Here is a 19,749-nt window from a genome sequence, read left to right as displayed (position 1 = left end):
GCGGCATCTTTTTCTATTTGAATGGTATTCTCTGATGTTCAAAGACAGGATAAATAGAAAAAATATAGCGTAAAGCCCGCCCGAACGCCCAAAGAATAAAATTAGAAATGAAACCTATTAAGGGTGTACTCATAATTAGAGTAAAAAATAGAAAATGAAAGTAACAGACCATATTACCAACGCACAGGGAAAAACACTTTTTTCTTTTGAAATTGTACCGCCGGTTAAAGGGCGAAATATTCAGGAATTGTATAATAATATTGATCCGTTAATGGAATTTAATCCTCCGTTTATTGATGTAACGACATCGCGTGAGGAAACTATTTATATTAAAAAAGAGGGACTTTTAGATAAGAAGACCACACGTATGAGACCTGGTACGGTAGGTATTTGCGCGTCTATTCAACATAAATATAACGTTGACACGGTGCCCCATGTTTTATGTGGTGGTTTTACTAAAGAGGAAACTGAATATATGCTGGTAGATTGTCATTACTTAGGTATTGAAAATGTAATGGCATTGAGAGGAGATGCACGTAGTGAACAAAAGTATTTTGAACCTACCGATGGTGGGCACCCTTTCGCTATAGATTTGGTAAAACAGATTCAAGATTTAAACTGTGGAAAATATTTGCATGAGACCATAGAGAGCGAGTACTCAAGTGAATTCTGTATTGGGGTTGCAGGTTACCCGGAGAAACATTTAGAATCTCCGTCATTACAATCGGATTTAAAGCGATTGAAAGAAAAGGTCGATGCCGGTGCAGATTATGTGGTTACGCAGATGTTCTTTGATAATAAAAAGTATTTTGAATTTGTTGAAGCTGCAAAGGAAATGGGAATTAACGTCCCTATTATTCCTGGTATAAAACCACTTGCTGTAAAAAGACACTTACAGTTATTGCCACAGGTTTTTAGAATTGATTTACCTCAAGATTTAATAGATGCGGTAGATGGTTGCGCAACCAATAAGGACGTACGTAAGGTGGGTATAGAGTGGGCAATACAACAATCTAAAGAACTGAAAGCAGCTGGTGTACCTGTGTTACATTACTATTCTATGGGCAAGTCTGATAATATTAAGGCGATAGCGGAAGCACTTTTTTAAAGGTTTAAAAGTATTAAGTAAAGAGTATTAAGTACAAAGTGTTCGTTATTGATAATACTCTTTACTTAATACTTCGTACTTAATACTTATAACTATTTTTGCCTTCAATGAATTTCAAGTTTCTAACCATTGTAATGCTATCGGTAAGTTTCTGTTTTGCACAAGAAGCTTCTGAGAAAAAAAGATACACGCTTGATGCCAACCAGTTTTATGGTTCCATCATGTTGCATAATCCAGATATATCTCATTTAATTACTTCACATCCTGGTGGAGTTATATTGAGCTATAATCGAAAAACCTACGGAGCCGAAGCATGGGAGGAGTTATATAATTATCCCGATTTGGGTTTTTCTTTTATTTATCAAAATTCAAATAACAGTACGCTAGGGGATAATTACGGATTGTATGCGCACTATAATTTTTATTTTTTTAGACGCAATATGCAGTTTCGTATAGGTCAGGGTATTTCTTATGCAACCAACCCTTATGACAAAGAAACCAACTTTAGAAACAATGCTTATGGCTCGGACCTTTTAAGTTCAACGTATTTAATGCTGAACTATCATAAAGAGAATATTTTCAAAGGACTAGGTTTTAAGGCAGGTATTTCAATAATCCATTATTCCAACGCTAATTTTAGGGCACCAAATACCTCTACAAATACCTTGGCTTTTAATGCCGGTTTTGTGTATGATTTAGATGGAGGTAAGGATATTGAATATGTACACCGCGAAAAAGAAAAAGTAACCGAGGCGTTACGTTATAATTTTGCCTTGAGGGCTGGGGTGAACGAAAGTGATGTTATTGATTCCGGTCAGTATGGCTTTGCTGTACTCTCTGCATATGCCGATAAGCGAGTGGGTAGAAAAAGTGCCCTACAATTAGGAACGGATGTATATTTTTCTAATTTTTTGAAAGAATTAATACGGTATCAGAGTATTGCTTTTCCAGAAAATAATGTAGATGCCGATGATGATTATAAAAGGGTAGGGGTCTTCGCGGGTCATGAACTGTTCATTAATGAAATGTCGGTGATCTCTCAATTCGGGTACTATGTGTATTATCCATTCGATTTTGAAGGGCGCACTTATTTGCGTGTAGGGTTAAAGCGCTATTTTGGAAATAAAGTTTTTGGGGCGGTAACCCTAAAGTCTCACGGCGCAAAGGCAGAAGCGGTAGAATTCGGAATAGGAATACGATTGTAGAAATATGAGGTTAGAAAATAGAAAACAGAAAATAGACTTTAAATCGATAGGTGGTGGGCAAAGACTTTTGACCTTATCTTCTATGTTAGTTTTGTTGTTCATATGTATTTCCTGCGATTCAGAAAATTCTTTCGATTGTTTTCAGAGTACGGGTGATATAATACGAGAAGAGGTTATGGTAGCCGATTTTACTACCATTACCGTATTTGAAAATGTGACTTTGGTTATAAAACAAGGAGACACCCAAAAAGTAGAAATAGAAACCGGTGAAAATCTTAGAAATGAGGTTTCAGCTGTTGTAGAAGATGGTCGTTTATTGTTGACCGATACGAACGATTGTAATTATGTACGAGATTATGCTACGACTACCGTATACGTAACAACGCCAAATTTAACTAGTATTCGCAGCAGTACAGGATTTCCTATTCGAAGCGATGGCGTTTTGGCTTTTGAAAGCTTAAGTCTCTTGTCGGAAAGTTTTACGAATCCCGAAGCTGAAACTACGGATGGAGAATTTGATTTGGACTTAGCGGTAGAAACATTGAGTTTAACAGTAAACGGTATTGCTTATTTTAAATTAAGAGGAACAGCCGAAAGCTTTAGTGTTAGTATTGCAGCAGGCGATTCTAGAATAGAGGCAGAAGAGTTAGTTGCTGAACGGGTAACTATAAACCATAGAGGTTCAAATGATATTTTAGTGAATCCGCAACAAAGTCTTACTGGTGTATTAAGAGGTACTGGCGATTTGCAAAGTTATAACCGACCGGCAACAGTAGAAGTAGAAGAATTGTATAACGGACGATTGATTTTTGTGGAATGAATCCCATTTTAAAATATCTTAAAAATGTATTCGCAACCAAACGGGTGTTGGATGATGACCCTACTTTAATGGGATTAGTGAAAGCGGATGCCCTTTTGCAAGATATGTTCACCAGTGATAAATTTCCAGGATTGGCAATTACGGTTTTAAAAGAGGGGAAAACCATTTTTCAAAAAGGCTATGGGTATACGGATATTGATAAAAAACAATATGTAGACCCTAAAAATTCGATTTTTAGAATTGCAAGTGTATCAAAACCTATTGCGGCTACAGCACTGGCGCATATGGTTCAGGAAGGAGTAATCTCATTAGACGAATCTTTCTATACCTATTTGCCTAAATACCCCAAGAAAAAGTGGGATTTCACTATTCGCCAATTGGCAAGTCACACCGCAGGTATTCGCGTGTATAAGGGTAAGGAATTTGCTTTGAACGAACCTTTGGCAATAAAGGACAGTTTGTCTATTTTGGAGAATGACCCATTGGTTTTTAAACCAGGTACCGACTACCTGTATAATAGCTTTGATTGGGTAATGATTTCCGCGGCAATGCAAGAAGCAAGCGGAATCCCCTTTGAGGAATATGTTCAAAAAACAGTTTTGAATCCGTTAGGGATGCATCATACATTCTGTCCTGAACGTCATTTGGATGATGATTTTAAAGGAGCTGGTATTGAGGTCAATGATATAGCTGTATTAAAAGAACAAAACCAGGTAACCACATTTTATACAAAAGGGGTAACGGGGTTTAGAAAGGCTGTTTCTGTCGATAATTTTTACAAGTTGGCAGGTGGTGGTTATCTTTCTACATCAGAAGATGTTGCAAAATTCGGACAAGCATTTTTGGATAAGAAAGTTGCTATCGATGGTGCTATCTTAAATCAATTTTTAACCGCACAACAAGTAAATGGTAATTCTACCTACTACGGTTTAGGTTGGCAGGTGAGTGAAGATGCTAAGGGACGGAAGTTCTTTGGGCATGTAGGTAGTGGTGTAGGTGGTTACTCCAATTTTTTTGTGTATCCAAAAGAGCAACTGGTGTTTTCAATTCTTGTAAATAGTACCGACCCCAAAATACAAGAGGACCTAGATGTTGTAATTGACTTTTTTTTTTGATGAGGTTGATTCTTAGTGATTTAATGTTTTTTAGATTTAAAGAAAGATCATGCCGTTTCAGAGCAGTTTGGTATCATAGGTTTTATAGATAAAGAGCTGTTTAAGAAGGGCAATAATACTTTAGTGGTCACAAAAAAATTAGGTGATGTAAAAGAGTTTTCATGGTCTATTCCTTTTAATTATCAGTCCAACACACAATTAAAATAAATTTTTAACGCTATTAAGATTATCAAATTTAAAGTAAATGTTATGAGGTTAAAATGTTGTTTAATTATATTGTTAACAATAGCTGTAAATGTTTCTGCCCAAGAAATTACAGCCTTTCATACTATGTGGGGTATGGAGTATTATCAAGATGATAAGGAAATTACAAGGAAAGAAGTAAAAAGTATTTTTTCAAAAAATGAAGAAGTTTATGCACATTGGAAAAAGGCAAATACAAAAGATGTGGTTGCAGGAATTGCTTTGGCAGGTGAATTTGTAGGTGTTTTTTGGGCAACAACTGAATTATTAAATGATGACCCGACCTTAACAAATCGGGATAGGGCAAAAAATGCTATTGGTCCGCTAGCGGGAGGTTTAGTAGGTGCAATAGTGGGAGTTATATATTTAAACAGCGCCAATAATTCTAGAAAGCGAGCTATATTAACTTACAATAAACAATTTGATAAAACCACCACATTTAGATTGGTTCCTGTAGGAAATTCTAATGGGCTTGGGTTGGCACTCAGGTGGTAGACCATAGACATAATTTTAACACAAAACCTTCAGTTTTTGAAATAGAAATTGAATTTTATAAAAAAATAAAGTCCAAAACAGCCATATTTAAATATAATTACTACTTTAGCCAAAGATTACAAGAACAATGACAAAACAATATTTCTGGAACGGTTTTTATTTTTACTTCTTTTTTAAAAGAGGTACGGGACTGTTGTAGTATATTTTAAACATAAAATAGAATCTAAGTTCCGATATACGTCGGAACTTTTTTTTTGATTAAAACTGAGTAAAGTGAGTCTAAAAATAGCCATACAAGGAATAAAGGGCAGTAATCACCACCAAGTAGCAAAAGATTGCTTTGGTGATGATATAGAATTAATAGAATGCCTTTCTTTTGATGCTTTGGTAGATAAGTTGTTGTCTAAAGAAGCGGACCAAGGCGTTATGGCTATTGAAAATTCCATTGCAGGATCCATTATCCCAAATTATGCCTTGGTGAATCATAACAACCTGCATATCATTGGGGAATATTACTTGAACATCCATCATAATTTAATGGTGTTGAAAGGGCAGAAAATCGAAGATATTACCGAAGTAAGTTCTCACCCCATGGCATTGTTGCAGTGTAAGGAATATTTTAGGCAATATCCGCACATTAAACTCGTGGAAGATGTTGATACGGCAGAAACGGCAAAGCGTATACAAGAGCAAAAATTAAAGCATGTAGCTGCCATTGCACCAAATGTAGCTGCAGAATTATATGGGTTGGACATCGTAGCGAACGACATACAAACCATTCAAAATAATGCTACGCGTTTTATCATTGTAAAAACAAAAAACGATGCGTTGCCCCAGGCAGAAATAAGCAAGGCTTCTTTACGGTTTTTAACCGACCATAAAAGGGGAAGTTTAGCGGCAGTGCTTAATGTTATGAGCGATTGTAGATTGAATTTAACCAAAATACAATCGTTGCCAGTAATAGAAACACCATGGAAATATGCATTTTTTGTGGATGTTACTTTTGCTGATTATGCAGATTTTACAAAGGCTAAAAGTCTATTGAACATCATGGCAGAGGACTTTAAGATTTTGGGTGAATATAAAAATGTAAGACAATGATTCGTACCGCTGAAAGGTTAAATACCGTACAGGAATACTATTTCTCAAAAAAGTTGAGAGAAGTACGCGGGTTAATGGCAGAAGGTAAGCCTATTATAAATATGGGTATTGGTAGCCCTGATCTTACTCCGTCCCCAGAAGTATTGAAAGCTATACAGAATTCTGTACACGAAAATGGTGCCCACCAATACCAAAGCTACCAAGGTTTGCCACAGTTGAGAGCAGCTATCGCAGATTTCTATAAGAAGAAATTCAGTGTTGATGCTGACCCAAATACCGAGATTTTACCCTTAATGGGCTCAAAAGAGGGTATTATGCATATTAGCCTTGCATTTTTAAATGAAGGCGATGAGGTTTTAATTCCAAACCCTGGTTACCCTACATATACATCGGTTACGAAATTGGTAGGTGCAGTACCTACATATTATGATCTGACCGAAGAAAATGGATGGTTTCCAGATTTAGAAGAACTGGCAAAGCAAGATTTATCTAAAGTAAAGGTCATGTGGTTAAGTTACCCACATATGCCAACTGGTGCTACGGCTACAAAAGAACAGTTTGTAAAGATGGTGGCATTTGCTCAAAAGCATGAAATACTTTTGGTAAATGACAATCCTTATAGTTTTGTCTTAAATGCTGAACCGGCAAGTATATTAAGTATACCTAATGCAAAAGAGGTTTGTTTAGAGCTTAATTCATTGAGCAAAACATTTAACATGGCAGGTTGGCGTGTTGGTTTTGTTTTGGGTAGCGAAGATCATATCAATGCTATTTTAAAGGTGAAAAGTAATATGGATAGCGGCATGTTCTACGGTATACAAAAGGGAGCCATTGCAGCACTTGAAAGTAGTGATGATTGGTTTGAAGAATTGACCAAAGTATATGGTGCCCGTAGAGAGTTAATCTATCAGTTGGCAGATTTATTAGGCTGTACGTATGATCGTAAAGCTGTAGGTATGTTCGTTTGGGCAAAATTACCGGAAGGTAGCGCTGCATCAGAAGATTTTATAGATAACATATTGTACAATAAAGATTTGTTCATTACACCAGGAACCATATTTGGTAGTAACGGTGAAGGCTATATTCGCTTTTCGCTATGTATTTCAGAAGAAAAAATAAAAGAAGCAATCGCAAGATTTTAGTGTGATGAATGTATTTGTAATAGGTATCGGTTTAATAGGAGGTTCTTTGGCAAAGGATATAAAGTCCGCTTTTGACAATGTTACCGTGTATGGTATAGAATCCAATGCATCAAATTTGGAAGAGGCATTGTCCTTGGGCATTATAGATCAAAAAGCCACCTATAAAGATTTACAATTGGCAGATATGGTCATTGTAAGTATACCGGTAGATGTTATGGTTACCGAGCTTCCGAAAATATTGGATGCCGTTCATGAAGATTGTGTGGTTTTTGATGTGGGTTCAACCAAATCAATGATCTGCAAGGTATTGGAGAATCATCCTAAGAGAAGAAACTTTTTGGCGTGTCACCCAATTGCCGGTACAGAGTTTTCTGGTCCGTCAGCGGCAATACATGATTTGTTCAAAGACAAGACCAATATTATTTGTGAGGTAGAGTTAACTGCCTTTAAGCTTCAAGAAAGGGCATTAAAGGTTTTTCAGGCAATAGGTATGCGTATAAGATATATGAACCCTGTTGCTCACGATAAGCACATAGCTTACGTATCTCACTTATCGCACATAAGTTCGTTTATGTTGGGTAAAACGGTGATAGAGAAAGAAAAGAACGAGCGCGATATTTTTGATATGGCGGGTAGTGGATTTGAAAGTACGGTGCGTTTGGCAAAAAGTTCACCAGCTATGTGGACCCCTATTTTCAAACAGAATAAAGAGAATGTAGTAGAAACTTTAGAAGAGTACATACAGAATCTTACGGCGTTTAAAGAATTGCTGCTGAAAGATGATTACGAGGGCATTTATAATGAAATGAATAATACGAATAAGATCAAAGGAATATTAAAAAGAAATACCGTTAAACAAGAAATAGAATAAGTAAAAATGGAAAATTCAAAACAAATGAGAACATGGTTGGATGATTTAAACCTTGACCATCCACTAGTAATAGCAGGGCCATGTAGTGCGGAAACCGAGGAGCAAGTGTTAGGTATAGCACACTCCCTAAAAGATACCGATGTAAATTATTACAGAGCAGGTATTTGGAAACCCCGTACTCGCCCAGGAAATTTTGAAGGTGTAGGAGCTTTGGGGCTTAAATGGCTTCAAAAAGTAAAGGCGGAAACAGGTATGAAAACTGCTACAGAGGTGGCTAACCGTGCACATGTAGAATTAGCTTTAGAACATGATGTAGATTTGTTGTGGATTGGAGCAAGATCAACTGTTAGTCCGTTCATTATGCAAGAATTAGCAGATGCTCTTGAAGGTACTGATAAAATTGTATTGGTGAAGAATCCTGTAAATCCAGATTTAGCTTTATGGTTAGGAGGTATAGAGAGATTGCATACTGCAGGTATTAAAAAGTTAGGGGCAATTCATAGAGGGTTCTCTACGTATGAGAAAACCAAGTATAGAAATATACCGGAATGGCAAATGGCGATCGAGTTCCAGAATAGATTTCCAGATTTACCATTAATTAACGATCCATCGCATATTACAGGTAAGAGAGATATGATCTTTGATGTTTCTCAGACCGCTTTAGATCTTAATTTCGACGGACTGATGATCGAAACTCACCATGATCCGGATAATGCTTGGAGTGATGCCGCACAACAGGTTACTCCAGATAAATTGGTTCAGATCATGAGAGACCTTAAAATTAGAAAAGAAAGTGATCCAGAAGCTGAATACAATTCTCAATTAAGTAACCTTAGGGCACAGATTGATGTTATTGATAACCAATTGATCGAGACTCTAGGTAAAAGAATGAAAGTTTCAGATAGTATCGGTGAGCTTAAAAAGCAAAAGAACGTTGCCGTGCTACAATCGAACAGATGGAATCAAATTCTAGGTGCTATGATTTTAGAAGGGGAAAGTAAAGGACTTAGCGAAGAGTTCGTTCTTCGTATGTTCAAGGCTATTCACCAAGAGTCTATTAACCACCAAGAGAAGATAGTGAACGCTTAAGGTTAGCTTAACTTTATAAACATAAAACATCCGTAATATGCGGATGTTTTTTTATGTCTAATTTTTAATAAGTAAGAAAAATATCACATTTAAGCAATAACCCTAATTGTGAACCGTTAGGGGACTAAAGAACCAATTTAACCAAACAAAAAGTATGAAGAAAGTAGTATTAGTTACCATTATGTTGATTGCCTCGGTATCGGTAAAGGCCCAATCTTATTTAGGCTATTTAACAGATAACTACAGTGGTGTTAACAGTGTAATATCTAACCCTGCGAACATTGCTGATTCTCGTTTTAAGACTGATATCAATTTAATAGGTGCAAGTGGTTTTCTTGCTAATGATTATGTAGGTATTGGGTTTTCAGATTTGGTTTCCAGCGATTTTGAGTATGATGATGACGCTATGTTGTCGTTATCCGATAATAATAACTTTTCGGGCAATGTAGATGTCTTAGGTCCGTCATTTATGTTCAATGTTGGTAAAAAATCTTCTATCGCCATTTTTACCAGGGCAAGAAGTTTTGTAACGGGTAATGAATTTAATGGGGAAAGTATAGACGACCTTGATGATAGTATTGATGAAAGTCAAGACTTTTTAGTGAACGAGGGCGATTTCTTTGCAGCCGGTCATGGTTGGGCAGAAGTGGGTATTACATACGCACAAGAACTAATGAACAAAGAAGAACATTTCTTAAAGGGTGGTCTTACGTTCAAATATTTAAAAGGATTTGGTAACGCATATGTAACAGGTAGAAACGTAACCATAGATTATGATGCCGATGGTGCAACTTTACCAGATAATTCAACTATTGGAACCTTGGAATCTACAGGAGATCTAATTTATGGTAGAGCTGATCAGTATGATGTTGAAGATTATGATTATGAAGTGCCAGATGCAAACGGGTTTGGTTTTGATCTAGGTTTCGTTTATGAGTGGAGACCAGACTATGAAGATTACGTAGTAACGGGTGCTGACGGAGAAAAATCTGTCATGAAAGATAAAAATAAATACAAGCTTAAGTTTGGGTTATCGCTTACCGATATTGGTGCTGTAAATTATAAGGGTAGTTTGGTAGATACGTACAATATCAATAATACCATAACCCAAGATGATTATGATAATATTGAAGATTCAGATGACCTTCAAAATTTATATACGTTCACCCAAGCTACCGAAGATTTAAAAGCAGGGTTGCCAACAGCGCTTCATTTTAATGCAGATTGGAATATTAAAAATCATTTCTATTTAAATTTTAATACAGATTTGTCAATGCGTTCAGCAGGAGAAAACAATCTAAGAACAGCAAATGTATTTTCGTTGACTCCTCGTTTTGAAAGCAAGTGGTTCAGTTTCTATTTACCGGTAAGCAGCTATCAGTATAGTGGCTTGCAGGTTGGCGCAGGTTTACGTGCAGGACCGCTTTACATTGGGTCGGGTTCATTGATTTCTACATTTACAAAAAATGAAATTCAAGGTGCAGATGTGTATGCAGGTTTAAAAGTGCCGGTATATTACGGTCAGCCAAAAGATTCGGACGGTGATGGTATACCAAATAAAGAAGACGGTTGTCCAAAAAAAGCCGGACCTATAGAAAATAACGGTTGCCCTTGGGGAGATACGGACGGAGATTCTGTATTGGATAATGAAGATCAATGCCCAGATGAAGCAGGACCAGTAGAGAACAATGGTTGCCCATGGGTCGATACCGATGGTGATACTTTATTAGATAATGAAGATCAATGCCCAGATGAAGCAGGACCGGTAGAAAATAACGGTTGCCCTTGGCCAGATAGTGACGGAGATTCTATTTTTGATAAAGATGACAAATGTCCGGATGAAATGGGTACGGTAGCTAATGACGGTTGTCCAGAGCCTGTAGTTACCGCTGAGGTTCAAAAATCTTTGAACGAATATGCTAAAACTATTTTGTTCAATACGGGTAAATCAACACTAAAAGATGAGTCTACGCCAGTATTGGTAGATATTATCGGTATTTTAAATGAATACCCAAATGCCAATTTCACTATTGAAGGGCATACGGATAGTATCGGTTCTGTAGCTACCAATCAAAAATTATCAGAGAAAAGAGCTCAGGCGGTATTACAATTTTTAATCGATGGTGGTATTTCGCCGGCTAGATTAACCGCTATAGGTTATGGGGAAAGTAAGCCAATAGCTACCAATATGTATAAAGATGGTAGACAAAAGAATAGACGTGTGGAAATCAATTTAGCACAATAGTCGAAATGATTAAAATAGAAAGCCCGGTTTTTACCGGGCTTTTTTTATGGGTTTTAGTTTATCGTTTAAAGATGTACCGGGTAATGAATATTCCTTGACCGTCAGTATTTCCGGCATCTGCTTCAACACCACTAGTTACAAAAACAAGTTCCCATCCGTTTTGTGCCATATCACTTAGTTTAGAAGAAATAAGGGCATCGTTTGCTGCAATGTTTTGAAATCGAATACCTGCTACATTATAAAAATTGAGCAATTTGGTCTCTTCAAAGTCCTTCACTCGAATATCACTGCGTTTAGATTTGTTTCTGGTATTATCATCCTCGGTTTGGGTAGATGAAAACTCTTGGTAATCTCTATCGGCATTGGCATCAATAATTCTGGATCTTCCCAACCCGCTTGGTACAATAGATTCTACACTGGTAATAACCTTAAACTCTTGTGCAGTTATTGCGCTTGACGCTAAACAAGAGAAAAAGAAAAATAAAATGATTTTTTTCATGATGATGGTTTTTTTAAAAGATTAAAGTTTGCACAGTGAAAGTAAAAGGTATAATGAAGAAAGCAAAGTAATGCGGTTTATATCAACGTAAAATCACAAAAAACTATGAGAGAAAATCTACAGGAAAACCAGTAGGCAAAAAAAAGTCCCGATACTAAAAGCATCGGGACCTATTATAGAATATGTGTTTTTGTTCTATTGAATAGAGAAATCAAAAACAGATTGGTTTTCTCTTCCTTGAGGAACTTGACCTTGATAAATAAAGCAATACTCACCTGGCTCTAAAGTGTCTGGAGTTACTTTAAACTTGTTGCCTTCAATTTCCTCGATAGCAAAATTAAGAGCGTATTTTGGGTCTATACCGCTGCTGCTGGTAATCCAACTGCTTTTTCCGGTAATAACTTCTCTAAGGTTCTTTTTCTCTTTTACTGTAAGTTTAACCAAAACAAACTCGTTAGGGTTGCTTGCCATTCTAAACCACCAGTTAAAGATACCTGTATCTCCACCTTGGTTGTTTTGCATATTATCAACCTGTGTTACGCTAGGGTCGAAGATGAAAGTGAATTCAGGCTGACTTTGGCGAATAACGTTGTTCGATTGTGTTTTAGGTAATTGTGCCTTTTTCTTAGAGTTGATCAATCCAGAAACTAATTTTTGTGCCACTTGGTTAGAATTAGATCCCGAAAAAACACTTGGTTGAACCAACTTGTCTTCACCATTGGCATCTGTATAATAGATACCGGTTTTAGACATGGTGTTCTGTTTAGACTTGTCCATTATCAAAGACAGTACTTCAGAAGAAACACCTGCATTTTTCATTTGCCCTAAAGCTGTAATAGACGCATCGAACTTAACATCCGATGTATTAATTTTATCGATGATCATGTAATCGTCAAAACCAAGTTCCACCATTTGAATAACAGATTCGTTGGTAATGGTTTCTTGAGCGGCGCCAAATGTAAAAGTTGATAATGCTAAAAATAGCATCGATTTTTTAAGGAATTTCATTTTCGTTGTTTTGGTTATTATCTATTGTTATAGTTCTAAATTCAAATTTATGTTAATTTTTATATTTAAAGCAGTTACTTTGTATAAATGGAAGGATTTTAGGGTAAATGGTAGGAATTGTTTATAAATCTACGGGAAGTTGGTACACTGTTAAAGCGGATAATGGTGAATTCTTTGAATGTAGAATAAAAGGTAAGTTTAGGATCAAGGGTATAAAAAGTACTAACCCTATAGCGGTTGGTGATCGGGTACGCTTTGATATTGAGACTATTGGAGATGATACCATCGGTATTATCAATGAGATTGAAGATCGTAAAAATTATATTATACGCAAGTCTGTGAACCTTTCTAAGCAGACACATATTATCGCCGCCAATTTAGATCAAGTGTTTCTTTTGGTGACTCTTAACAATCCGCCTACATATCCTGTTTTTATAGATCGATTTTTGATTACTGCAGAAGCATATGAAATACCGGTAGTGCTACTTTTTAATAAAGTAGATACCTATGCACCCGAAGAATTGGATGAAATTAAATTTTTGGCAGCGCTGTATCGTAATATTGGGTATACCTGCATAGGTATTTCTGCCGCTACGGGTAAGAATGTAGATAAGGTGAAAGAAATGATGATAGGTAAAACTTCAATGTTTTCCGGTCATTCCGGTGTTGGTAAGTCCACACTGGTAAATGCCCTAGAGCCCAATTTAGATATTAAGACAAAACAAATTTCTCAACAGCACGCACAAGGTCAGCATACCACAACCTTTGCAGAAATGTTCGACCTAAGTTTTGATGCCCGTATCATTGATACACCCGGTATAAAAGGTTTCGGAATTGTAGATATGGAAAAGGAAGAAATAGGAGACTATTTTCCGGAATTTTTTGAATTAAAACAAGATTGCAAATTCAATAATTGTATTCATGTAGATGAACCAAAATGTGCGGTAAAAGATGCATTGGAATCTGGAGATATCGCCTGGAGTAGGTATAATAGTTATTTGCAGATGATTAAAGGAGAAGACGAGAATTATAGGGTAGATATACACGACGATAAAAAATGAGAGTAGTACTACAACGTGTTTCAAAAGCTAGCGTAACGGTAAACGATAAAAAATTAAGTGCCATTGAAGAAGGTTTGTTGATTCTCTTAGGTATTGAAAATGAAGATTCACAAGAAGATATAGATTGGCTTACGAATAAAATTGTCAACCTTAGAATATTTAATGATTTAGAAGGAGTGATGAATACCTCACTTTTAGATACTGAAGGAGACGCAATAGTGGTCAGTCAGTTTACTTTGCACGCCAGTACCAAAAAAGGAAATCGACCTTCGTATATTAAGGCGGCAAGACCAGATGTAGCCATTCCTTTATATAAAGCCTTTATTGCCACTCTAGAATCTAAAATGGGCAAAAAGGTAGGGACTGGGGAATTCGGTGCAGATATGAAAGTAGAGTTGCTAAATGATGGTCCGGTGACTATTTTGATAGATACAAAAAATAAAGATTAATGAATATTGAAAACGCACAACTAGAAGTAGATAAATGGATCAAAGAACATGGTGTTCGCTACTTTAATGAGTTGACCAATATGGCACAGCTAACAGAAGAAGTGGGCGAGGTCGCTAGAATTATTGCTAGACGCTATGGTGAGCAGAGTGAAAAAGAGTCTGATAAGAACAAAGATCTGGGCGAAGAATTGGCAGATGTTGTGTTTGTAGTGCTGTGTTTGGCCAATCAAACAGGTGTCGATTTGCAACAAGCTTTTGATAAAAAGTTAGATTTAAAAACAAAGCGCGATCATGACCGTCATCACAACAATAAAAAGTTGAAATAGGCTTATATTTGTCGTTCTATTTTTAAAACGATACGCATTGAAACTTCACTTGACAGGTCCGTCCAATACAAAGCTTAACGATACGATTACAATAACAGGTTCTAAGAGTGAATCTAACCGTAGTTTATTATTGGCTGCATTATTTTCTGATATTAAAATTGAGAACATTTCCAATTCAGATGATGCCCAGGTAATGGCAAAAGGATTAAAAATCTCTGAGGGTACTGTAGATATACATCATGCAGGTACCGCCATGCGTTTTTTAACCGGATACTTTGCCTCTCAAGAAGGAAAAGAAGTTGTACTTACCGGTTCTAAAAGAATGACCGAAAGACCTATTGAAATTTTAGTGGATGCCTTAAAAACATTAGGTGCAGAAATCTCTTATGTTCAAGATGAAGGATATCCGCCAATAAAAATTAAAGGACAGCGTATTGTAAAAGATAAGGTGAGTCTACCTGCGAATGTGAGTAGTCAGTATATCTCATCATTATTATTGATTGCGCCAAGTTTAGAAAACGGACTGGAATTAGAGTTGGTCGGTAAAATTACCTCGGTACCCTATATAAAAATGACCTTGGCACTGTTAGACGAAATCGGTGTCACCACCTCTTTTGAGGGTAACCTTATTAAAGTTTCTCCTAAGGCAAAAGTAGCGCCAACAACTTTGGTGGTAGAATCTGATTGGAGTTCTGCTTCATATTTCTATGGTATTTGTGCACTAGCAGCACCGGGAACCGAGATTACATTATCGGCTTATAAAAAAGAAAGTCTTCAAGGTGATAGCGTGCTTGCAAATATTTATACCGCATTTGGAGTGGAGACAACCTTTAGTAACAATATGGTTACTTTAAAAAAGACAGATAAAAAGATAGACGCTAAGAATGAGTTTGATTTAGCTAATGCTCCAGATATTGCTCAAACTATTGCCGTTACTTGTTTTGGTTTAGGGGTTGGCTGTTATTTGACCGGTCTACATACATTAAAAATCAAGGAAACAGATCGTTTAGAGGCTTTAAATACTGAGCTGTCCAAATTAGGGGCAAATATTGCTGTAACCGATAAGACTTTAACGATTGTACCATCCATAGGTATTCTTGAAGATATTGCTATAGATACATACAATGACCACAGAATGGCAATGGCTTTTGCCCCTTTGGCTATGAAAACCACAATAATAATCAATGATGCAGAGGTGGTATCTAAGTCATATCCAGATTTTTGGAACGATCTAAAACAACTAGATTTCGGTATAAAGGAATTATAATTAAGGATTTACTTGACAAGGCCTATCTGCAGATTGTATATTTGCAGCCGCAATTTGCTACATTAAATATAATAGCTACATGAAATTATCAAATTTTAATTTTGAGCTTCCTAAAGAATTATTGGCGGAGCATCCATCTGAAAATAGAGATGAGTCTAAGTTAATGGTGATCCACAGAGATACCGGAAAAATTGAACATAGAATGTTCAAGGACATGATCGACTATTTTGATGAAGGTGATGTAATGGTTCTTAACAACACAAAAGTATTCCCTGCCCGTTTGTACGGTAACAAGGAAAAAACAGGAGCTCGTATTGAGGTTTTTCTTTTACGTGAGTTGAACGAGGAGCAACGTCTTTGGGATGTTCTTGTTGATCCTGCACGTAAAATACGTATTGGTAACAAGCTGTATTTTGGTGATGACGAAACGTTGGTGGCAGAGGTTATAGATAATACAACCTCTAGAGGTAGAACCTTACGTTTTCTTTATGATGGTGCATACTTGGATTTTAGAAGAAAATTAAGGGAGTTGGGAGAAACACCTTTACCAAAGTACATAAAAAGAGATGTAGAACCAGAAGATGAAAATCGTTACCAAACTATATATGCAAAGCATGAAGGTGCCGTGGCGGCCCCAACAGCAGGTCTGCATTTCTCTAAGCATTTGCTAAAGCGTTTAGAAATTAAAGGTGTAGATTTTGCAGAGTTGACTTTACACGTAGGTTTGGGTACATTCAACCCAGTTGAGGTAGAGGATCTTTCTAAGCATAAAATGGATAGTGAAGAAATGTTCATTGATGAAAAAGCTGCTGAGATCGTAAATAATGCCAAAGTTAATAAACGTCGTATCTGTGCAGTAGGTACTACGGCAATGCGTGGTTTGGAGAGTGCGGTATCATCTAAACAAACGTTGAATACTTATGAAGGTTGGACCAATAAGTTCATTTTCCCTCCGTACGAATTCAGTATTGCAAATGCCATGATTACTAATTTCCATTTGCCAAAATCAACATTATTGATGATGGTATCTGCGTTTATGGGGCATGATTTAATGAACAAAGCATATAAAGAAGCAATATTGGAAAGCTATAAGTTCTATTCTTATGGTGATGCCATGTTGATTATATAAGTAGATATATCACCTTATTTAATAAGGAAAATTTTTAAATCCCGCTTTATCCATATGTTGACAAAGCGGGATTTTTATCACCAGTAATACCTACCTTTAATAGATGGAAGAAATAAAGAAAAAAGATATCCGGGCACTAACTAGAGAGCAGCTTAGGGAGTTCTTTGTTTCTAATGGTGACAAAGCTTTTCGTGGTAATCAAGTTTACGAATGGTTATGGCAGAAAGCCGCTTATTCTTTTGATGTGATGACGAATCTGTCAAAAGAAACTAGGGAAATGCTTGAGGCTAATTTTGTCATTAATCACATTAAGGTGGATCAAATGCAACGTAGTAGCGACGGTACTATAAAAAATGCCGTACGCTTGCATGACGATTTAATCGTGGAGTCCGTCTTGATTCCCACAAAATCAAGGACTACGGCTTGTGTATCAAGTCAGGTTGGGTGTAGTTTAGACTGTAGGTTCTGTGCAACCTCTCGTTTAAAACGAATGCGAAATTTGAATCCCGATGAAATCTATGATCAAGTAGTAGCCATTGACAATGAAAGCCGATTGTATTTTGACAGGCCGTTGAGTAACATTGTGTTTATGGGAATGGGTGAGCCTTTAATGAACTATAACAACGTATTAAAGGCAATTGATAAAATTACCTCTTCTGAAGGATTGGGTATGTCACCTAAAAGAATTACGGTTTCTACCTCTGGCGTGCCAAAGTTGATTCGTAAAATGGCAGATGATGAGGTGAAATTTAAATTAGCGGTTTCATTACATTCTGCAGTTGATGAAATACGTACTTCAATAATGCCTTTTAATGCCAAATTCACGTTGAGCGATCTAAGAGATTCGCTACAATATTGGTATAACAAGACCAAAAGTAGAATTACCTATGAATATGTGGTTTGGGAAGGAATTAATGATACCCAAAAAGATGTCGATGCTTTGGTGGAATTTTGCCGTTTTGCACCATCAAAAGTAAATTTAATAGAATACAACCCCATTGATGATGGCGAATTCAGACAAGCGTCAAATGCTGCTATAGACCGTTATGTGAATTCTTTGGAGCGTAATAATATAGTAGTAACCGTTCGTCGTTCTAGAGGTAAGGATATCGATGCCGCATGCGGACAGTTGGCGAATAAAAGTTAGAAGTACAAAGTAATAAGTGCGAGGTACGAAGTAAAGAGTACAAAGTATTAAGTAAGAAGTCCGAAGTAAAAAGTGGAATAGAGAAAATAGAGTAATTAGTAAAATGAACTATTAGGGAAATTGCTAACCTAATATCTTAGTACTTTACACTTATTACTTAATACTAAAAAACGCGAAGCGTAAAAGCCAAAAGCCAAAAGCCAAAATTATTTTTGAACTTGAACTTGAGTTTTGAACTTGAGGTTGAACTTGTATTTTATTTTTTCCAACAACCAACAACCAACAACCATCAAATCATTATATCTTCTCTGGGTACTGTTATTTCCTAGCTTTTAACTAATTTAGGCGTTCTAAGAAGGAGCAGCTGAAAATAGTATCGCAAATAAAGGAACCTGTCTATCAGGAAATGGAGTTGTTTGAGTCTAAGTTTAGAGATTCGATGAGCTCTAAGGTTGCACTACTCAATCGAATTACCCACTACATAGTCAATAGAAAAGGGAAGCAAATGCGTCCTATGTTCGTGTTTTTAACAGCAAAATTGTTGAATAATGGCGAGGTAAACGAGCGTACGTATCGTGGTGCTTCGGTTATAGAGTTGATACATACTGCCACATTGGTTCATGATGACGTAGTAGACGAAAGCAACAAACGAAGGGGTTTCTTCTCCATTAATGCCCTATGGAAAAATAAAATTGCAGTTTTAGTAGGCGATTATCTACTGTCTAAAGGTTTGTTGCTGTCCATTGATAATGGTGATTTCGATTTACTTAAAATAATCTCCGTCGCCGTTCGTGAAATGAGCGAAGGCGAATTGTTGCAAATAGAGAAAGCTAGGCGCTTAGATATCACCGAAGAGGTCTATTATGATATTATAAGACAAAAGACCGCTACCTTGATAGCGGCATGTTGTTCTTTGGGTGCATGTTCCGTTAAGCCTGAAAGTATCGATGTGGAAACTTTTAGAAAATTTGGTGAGCTGTGCGGTATGGCATTTCAAATTAAAGATGATCTCTTTGATTATGGAGGCGAAAAAATAGGAAAGCCTACCGGTATAGATATAAAGGAACAAAAGATGACATTGCCATTGATCTATGCCCTTAATAATTGCTCGAAGAAAGAAAAAAGTTGGGTGATCAACTCCATCAAAAACCACAATAAGAATAAAAAGCGGGTAAAAGAAGTGATAGCCTTTGTCAAGGAAAAAGGAGGCTTGGACTATGCCGTTAGCAAAATGCTGCAATACAGAAATGAAGCACTAGAGCTTTTGGATACGTACCCGGATTCTGAATATAAAAGTGCCTTACAGCTCATGGTAAACTATGTAGTTGATCGTAAAAAGTAATTTTTTATATTTTTAAAACATTGATTTTAAGGTTATTGAAAAATTATTTCAATTAATTTTATTTTTCAGGCAACTATATTTCCTTCT

Annotated in this window: 19 protein-coding genes; 17 read left to right on the top strand and 2 right to left on the bottom strand. The window is 36.5% G+C overall.

Features of this window, described 5'->3' with window-relative positions; genetic code table 11:
- Positions 1-154: 154 nt before the first annotated feature.
- The 10 genes from metF to EXIGUO8A_RS03280 all read left to right on the top strand — a co-directional run bounded on the left by metF (position 155) and on the right by EXIGUO8A_RS03280 (position 11,434).
- On the top strand, positions 155-1,108 hold the full coding sequence (metF, locus tag EXIGUO8A_RS03325; RefSeq protein ID WP_116772455.1) for a methylenetetrahydrofolate reductase [NAD(P)H]: 954 nt from the start codon (positions 155-157) through the stop codon (positions 1,106-1,108).
- Between the two features lie 107 nt (positions 1,109-1,215).
- On the top strand, positions 1,216-2,313 hold the full coding sequence (locus EXIGUO8A_RS03320) for an acyloxyacyl hydrolase (RefSeq protein WP_159301917.1): 1,098 nt from the start codon (positions 1,216-1,218) through the stop codon (positions 2,311-2,313).
- 4 nt (positions 2,314-2,317) lie between these two features.
- Positions 2,318-3,133 (top strand): head GIN domain-containing protein, encoded by an 816-nt coding sequence (locus tag EXIGUO8A_RS03315; protein ID WP_159301916.1) that lies wholly within the window; start codon positions 2,318-2,320, stop codon positions 3,131-3,133.
- Positions 3,130-4,248: a serine hydrolase domain-containing protein gene (locus tag EXIGUO8A_RS03310; RefSeq protein ID WP_159301915.1), complete on the top strand. Its 1,119-nt coding sequence runs from the start codon at positions 3,130-3,132 to the stop codon at positions 4,246-4,248. Before EXIGUO8A_RS03315 ends, EXIGUO8A_RS03310 begins: the two co-directional genes overlap by 4 nt.
- Before the next feature lie 249 nt (positions 4,249-4,497).
- Positions 4,498-4,986, top strand: coding sequence for a hypothetical protein (locus EXIGUO8A_RS03305; protein ID WP_159301914.1), 489 nt, complete (start codon positions 4,498-4,500; stop codon positions 4,984-4,986).
- Positions 4,987-5,259: 273 nt separating this feature from the next.
- On the top strand, positions 5,260-6,087 hold the full coding sequence (locus tag EXIGUO8A_RS03300; RefSeq protein WP_116772459.1) for a prephenate dehydratase: 828 nt from the start codon (positions 5,260-5,262) through the stop codon (positions 6,085-6,087).
- Positions 6,084-7,229, top strand: a complete 1,146-nt coding sequence (locus EXIGUO8A_RS03295) for a pyridoxal phosphate-dependent aminotransferase (protein WP_159301913.1) — start codon at positions 6,084-6,086, stop codon at positions 7,227-7,229. Before EXIGUO8A_RS03300 ends, EXIGUO8A_RS03295 begins: the two co-directional genes overlap by 4 nt.
- 4 nt (positions 7,230-7,233) lie before the next feature.
- Complete coding sequence (locus EXIGUO8A_RS03290) at positions 7,234-8,100, top strand: prephenate dehydrogenase (RefSeq protein ID WP_159301912.1); 867 nt, start codon at positions 7,234-7,236, stop codon at positions 8,098-8,100.
- A gap of 6 nt (positions 8,101-8,106) precedes the next feature.
- Positions 8,107-9,189 (top strand): bifunctional 3-deoxy-7-phosphoheptulonate synthase/chorismate mutase type II, encoded by a 1,083-nt coding sequence (locus tag EXIGUO8A_RS03285; RefSeq protein ID WP_116772462.1) that lies wholly within the window; start codon positions 8,107-8,109, stop codon positions 9,187-9,189.
- A gap of 154 nt (positions 9,190-9,343) precedes the next feature.
- Positions 9,344-11,434 (top strand): DUF5723 family protein, encoded by a 2,091-nt coding sequence (locus EXIGUO8A_RS03280; protein WP_159301911.1) that lies wholly within the window; start codon positions 9,344-9,346, stop codon positions 11,432-11,434.
- A gap of 58 nt (positions 11,435-11,492) precedes the next feature.
- Here the strand turns inward: EXIGUO8A_RS03280 and EXIGUO8A_RS03275 are convergent, their stop codons facing one another.
- Positions 11,493-11,933, bottom strand: coding sequence for a hypothetical protein (locus EXIGUO8A_RS03275; RefSeq protein WP_159301910.1), 441 nt, complete (start codon positions 11,931-11,933; stop codon positions 11,493-11,495).
- A gap of 195 nt (positions 11,934-12,128) precedes the next feature.
- Entirely contained in the window at positions 12,129-12,941 is an 813-nt protein-coding gene (locus EXIGUO8A_RS03270) for a hypothetical protein (protein ID WP_159301909.1), read from the bottom strand.
- Between the two features lie 107 nt (positions 12,942-13,048).
- On the opposite strand from EXIGUO8A_RS03270, the gene rsgA reads away from it, so the two are divergent.
- The 7 genes from rsgA (at position 13,049) to EXIGUO8A_RS03235 (ending at position 19,662) form a co-directional block, all read left to right on the top strand.
- Positions 13,049-14,002, top strand: coding sequence for a ribosome small subunit-dependent GTPase A (gene rsgA / locus EXIGUO8A_RS03265; RefSeq protein WP_159301908.1), 954 nt, complete (start codon positions 13,049-13,051; stop codon positions 14,000-14,002).
- Positions 13,999-14,451: a D-aminoacyl-tRNA deacylase gene (dtd, locus tag EXIGUO8A_RS03260; RefSeq protein ID WP_159301907.1), complete on the top strand. Its 453-nt coding sequence runs from the start codon at positions 13,999-14,001 to the stop codon at positions 14,449-14,451. Before rsgA ends, dtd begins: the two co-directional genes overlap by 4 nt.
- The gene (locus EXIGUO8A_RS03255; protein ID WP_116772468.1) at positions 14,451-14,777 is read left to right on the top strand and encodes a nucleotide pyrophosphohydrolase; all 327 of its coding nucleotides are present in this window, start codon (positions 14,451-14,453) and stop codon (positions 14,775-14,777) included. Before dtd ends, EXIGUO8A_RS03255 begins: the two co-directional genes overlap by 1 nt.
- Before the next feature lie 37 nt (positions 14,778-14,814).
- Positions 14,815-16,044: a 3-phosphoshikimate 1-carboxyvinyltransferase gene (gene aroA, locus EXIGUO8A_RS03250; protein WP_159301906.1), complete on the top strand. Its 1,230-nt coding sequence runs from the start codon at positions 14,815-14,817 to the stop codon at positions 16,042-16,044.
- A gap of 79 nt (positions 16,045-16,123) precedes the next feature.
- Positions 16,124-17,173 (top strand): tRNA preQ1(34) S-adenosylmethionine ribosyltransferase-isomerase QueA, encoded by a 1,050-nt coding sequence (queA, locus tag EXIGUO8A_RS03245; RefSeq protein WP_116772470.1) that lies wholly within the window; start codon positions 16,124-16,126, stop codon positions 17,171-17,173.
- 103 nt (positions 17,174-17,276) lie between these two features.
- Positions 17,277-18,320, top strand: a complete 1,044-nt coding sequence (gene rlmN / locus EXIGUO8A_RS03240; protein WP_116772471.1) for a 23S rRNA (adenine(2503)-C(2))-methyltransferase RlmN — start codon at positions 17,277-17,279, stop codon at positions 18,318-18,320.
- 364 nt (positions 18,321-18,684) lie between these two features.
- Positions 18,685-19,662 carry a polyprenyl synthetase family protein gene (locus EXIGUO8A_RS03235; RefSeq protein WP_159304386.1) on the top strand — a complete coding sequence of 326 codons (978 nt, stop codon included), beginning with the start codon at positions 18,685-18,687 and terminating at the stop codon, positions 19,660-19,662.
- Positions 19,663-19,749: the final 87 nt, after the last annotated feature.

This window comes from Maribacter litoralis, assembly GCF_902506355.1.
Taxonomy (GTDB): Bacteria; Bacteroidota; Bacteroidia; order Flavobacteriales; family Flavobacteriaceae; genus Maribacter; species Maribacter litoralis.
The sequence above is the reverse complement of the archived record's forward strand: the minus strand, read 5'-3'. Positions and strand labels throughout refer to the sequence as shown.

Coding starts and splice junctions, on each gene's coding strand:
- metF (WP_116772455.1), top strand. CDS start 155: ATGAAAGTAACAGACCATATTACCAACGCACAGGGAAAAACACTTTTT.
- EXIGUO8A_RS03320 (WP_159301917.1), top strand. CDS start 1,216: ATGAATTTCAAGTTTCTAACCATTGTAATGCTATCGGTAAGTTTCTGT.
- EXIGUO8A_RS03315 (WP_159301916.1), top strand. CDS start 2,318: ATGAGGTTAGAAAATAGAAAACAGAAAATAGACTTTAAATCGATAGGT.
- EXIGUO8A_RS03310 (WP_159301915.1), top strand. CDS start 3,130: ATGAATCCCATTTTAAAATATCTTAAAAATGTATTCGCAACCAAACGG.
- EXIGUO8A_RS03305 (WP_159301914.1), top strand. CDS start 4,498: ATGAGGTTAAAATGTTGTTTAATTATATTGTTAACAATAGCTGTAAAT.
- EXIGUO8A_RS03295 (WP_159301913.1), top strand. CDS start 6,084: ATGATTCGTACCGCTGAAAGGTTAAATACCGTACAGGAATACTATTTC.
- EXIGUO8A_RS03290 (WP_159301912.1), top strand. CDS start 7,234: ATGAATGTATTTGTAATAGGTATCGGTTTAATAGGAGGTTCTTTGGCA.
- EXIGUO8A_RS03285 (WP_116772462.1), top strand. CDS start 8,107: ATGGAAAATTCAAAACAAATGAGAACATGGTTGGATGATTTAAACCTT.
- EXIGUO8A_RS03280 (WP_159301911.1), top strand. CDS start 9,344: ATGAAGAAAGTAGTATTAGTTACCATTATGTTGATTGCCTCGGTATCG.
- EXIGUO8A_RS03275 (WP_159301910.1), bottom strand. CDS start 11,933: ATGAAAAAAATCATTTTATTTTTCTTTTTCTCTTGTTTAGCGTCAAGC.
- EXIGUO8A_RS03270 (WP_159301909.1), bottom strand. CDS start 12,941: ATGAAATTCCTTAAAAAATCGATGCTATTTTTAGCATTATCAACTTTT.
- rsgA (WP_159301908.1), top strand. CDS start 13,049: ATGGTAGGAATTGTTTATAAATCTACGGGAAGTTGGTACACTGTTAAA.
- dtd (WP_159301907.1), top strand. CDS start 13,999: ATGAGAGTAGTACTACAACGTGTTTCAAAAGCTAGCGTAACGGTAAAC.
- EXIGUO8A_RS03255 (WP_116772468.1), top strand. CDS start 14,451: ATGAATATTGAAAACGCACAACTAGAAGTAGATAAATGGATCAAAGAA.
- queA (WP_116772470.1), top strand. CDS start 16,124: ATGAAATTATCAAATTTTAATTTTGAGCTTCCTAAAGAATTATTGGCG.
- rlmN (WP_116772471.1), top strand. CDS start 17,277: ATGGAAGAAATAAAGAAAAAAGATATCCGGGCACTAACTAGAGAGCAG.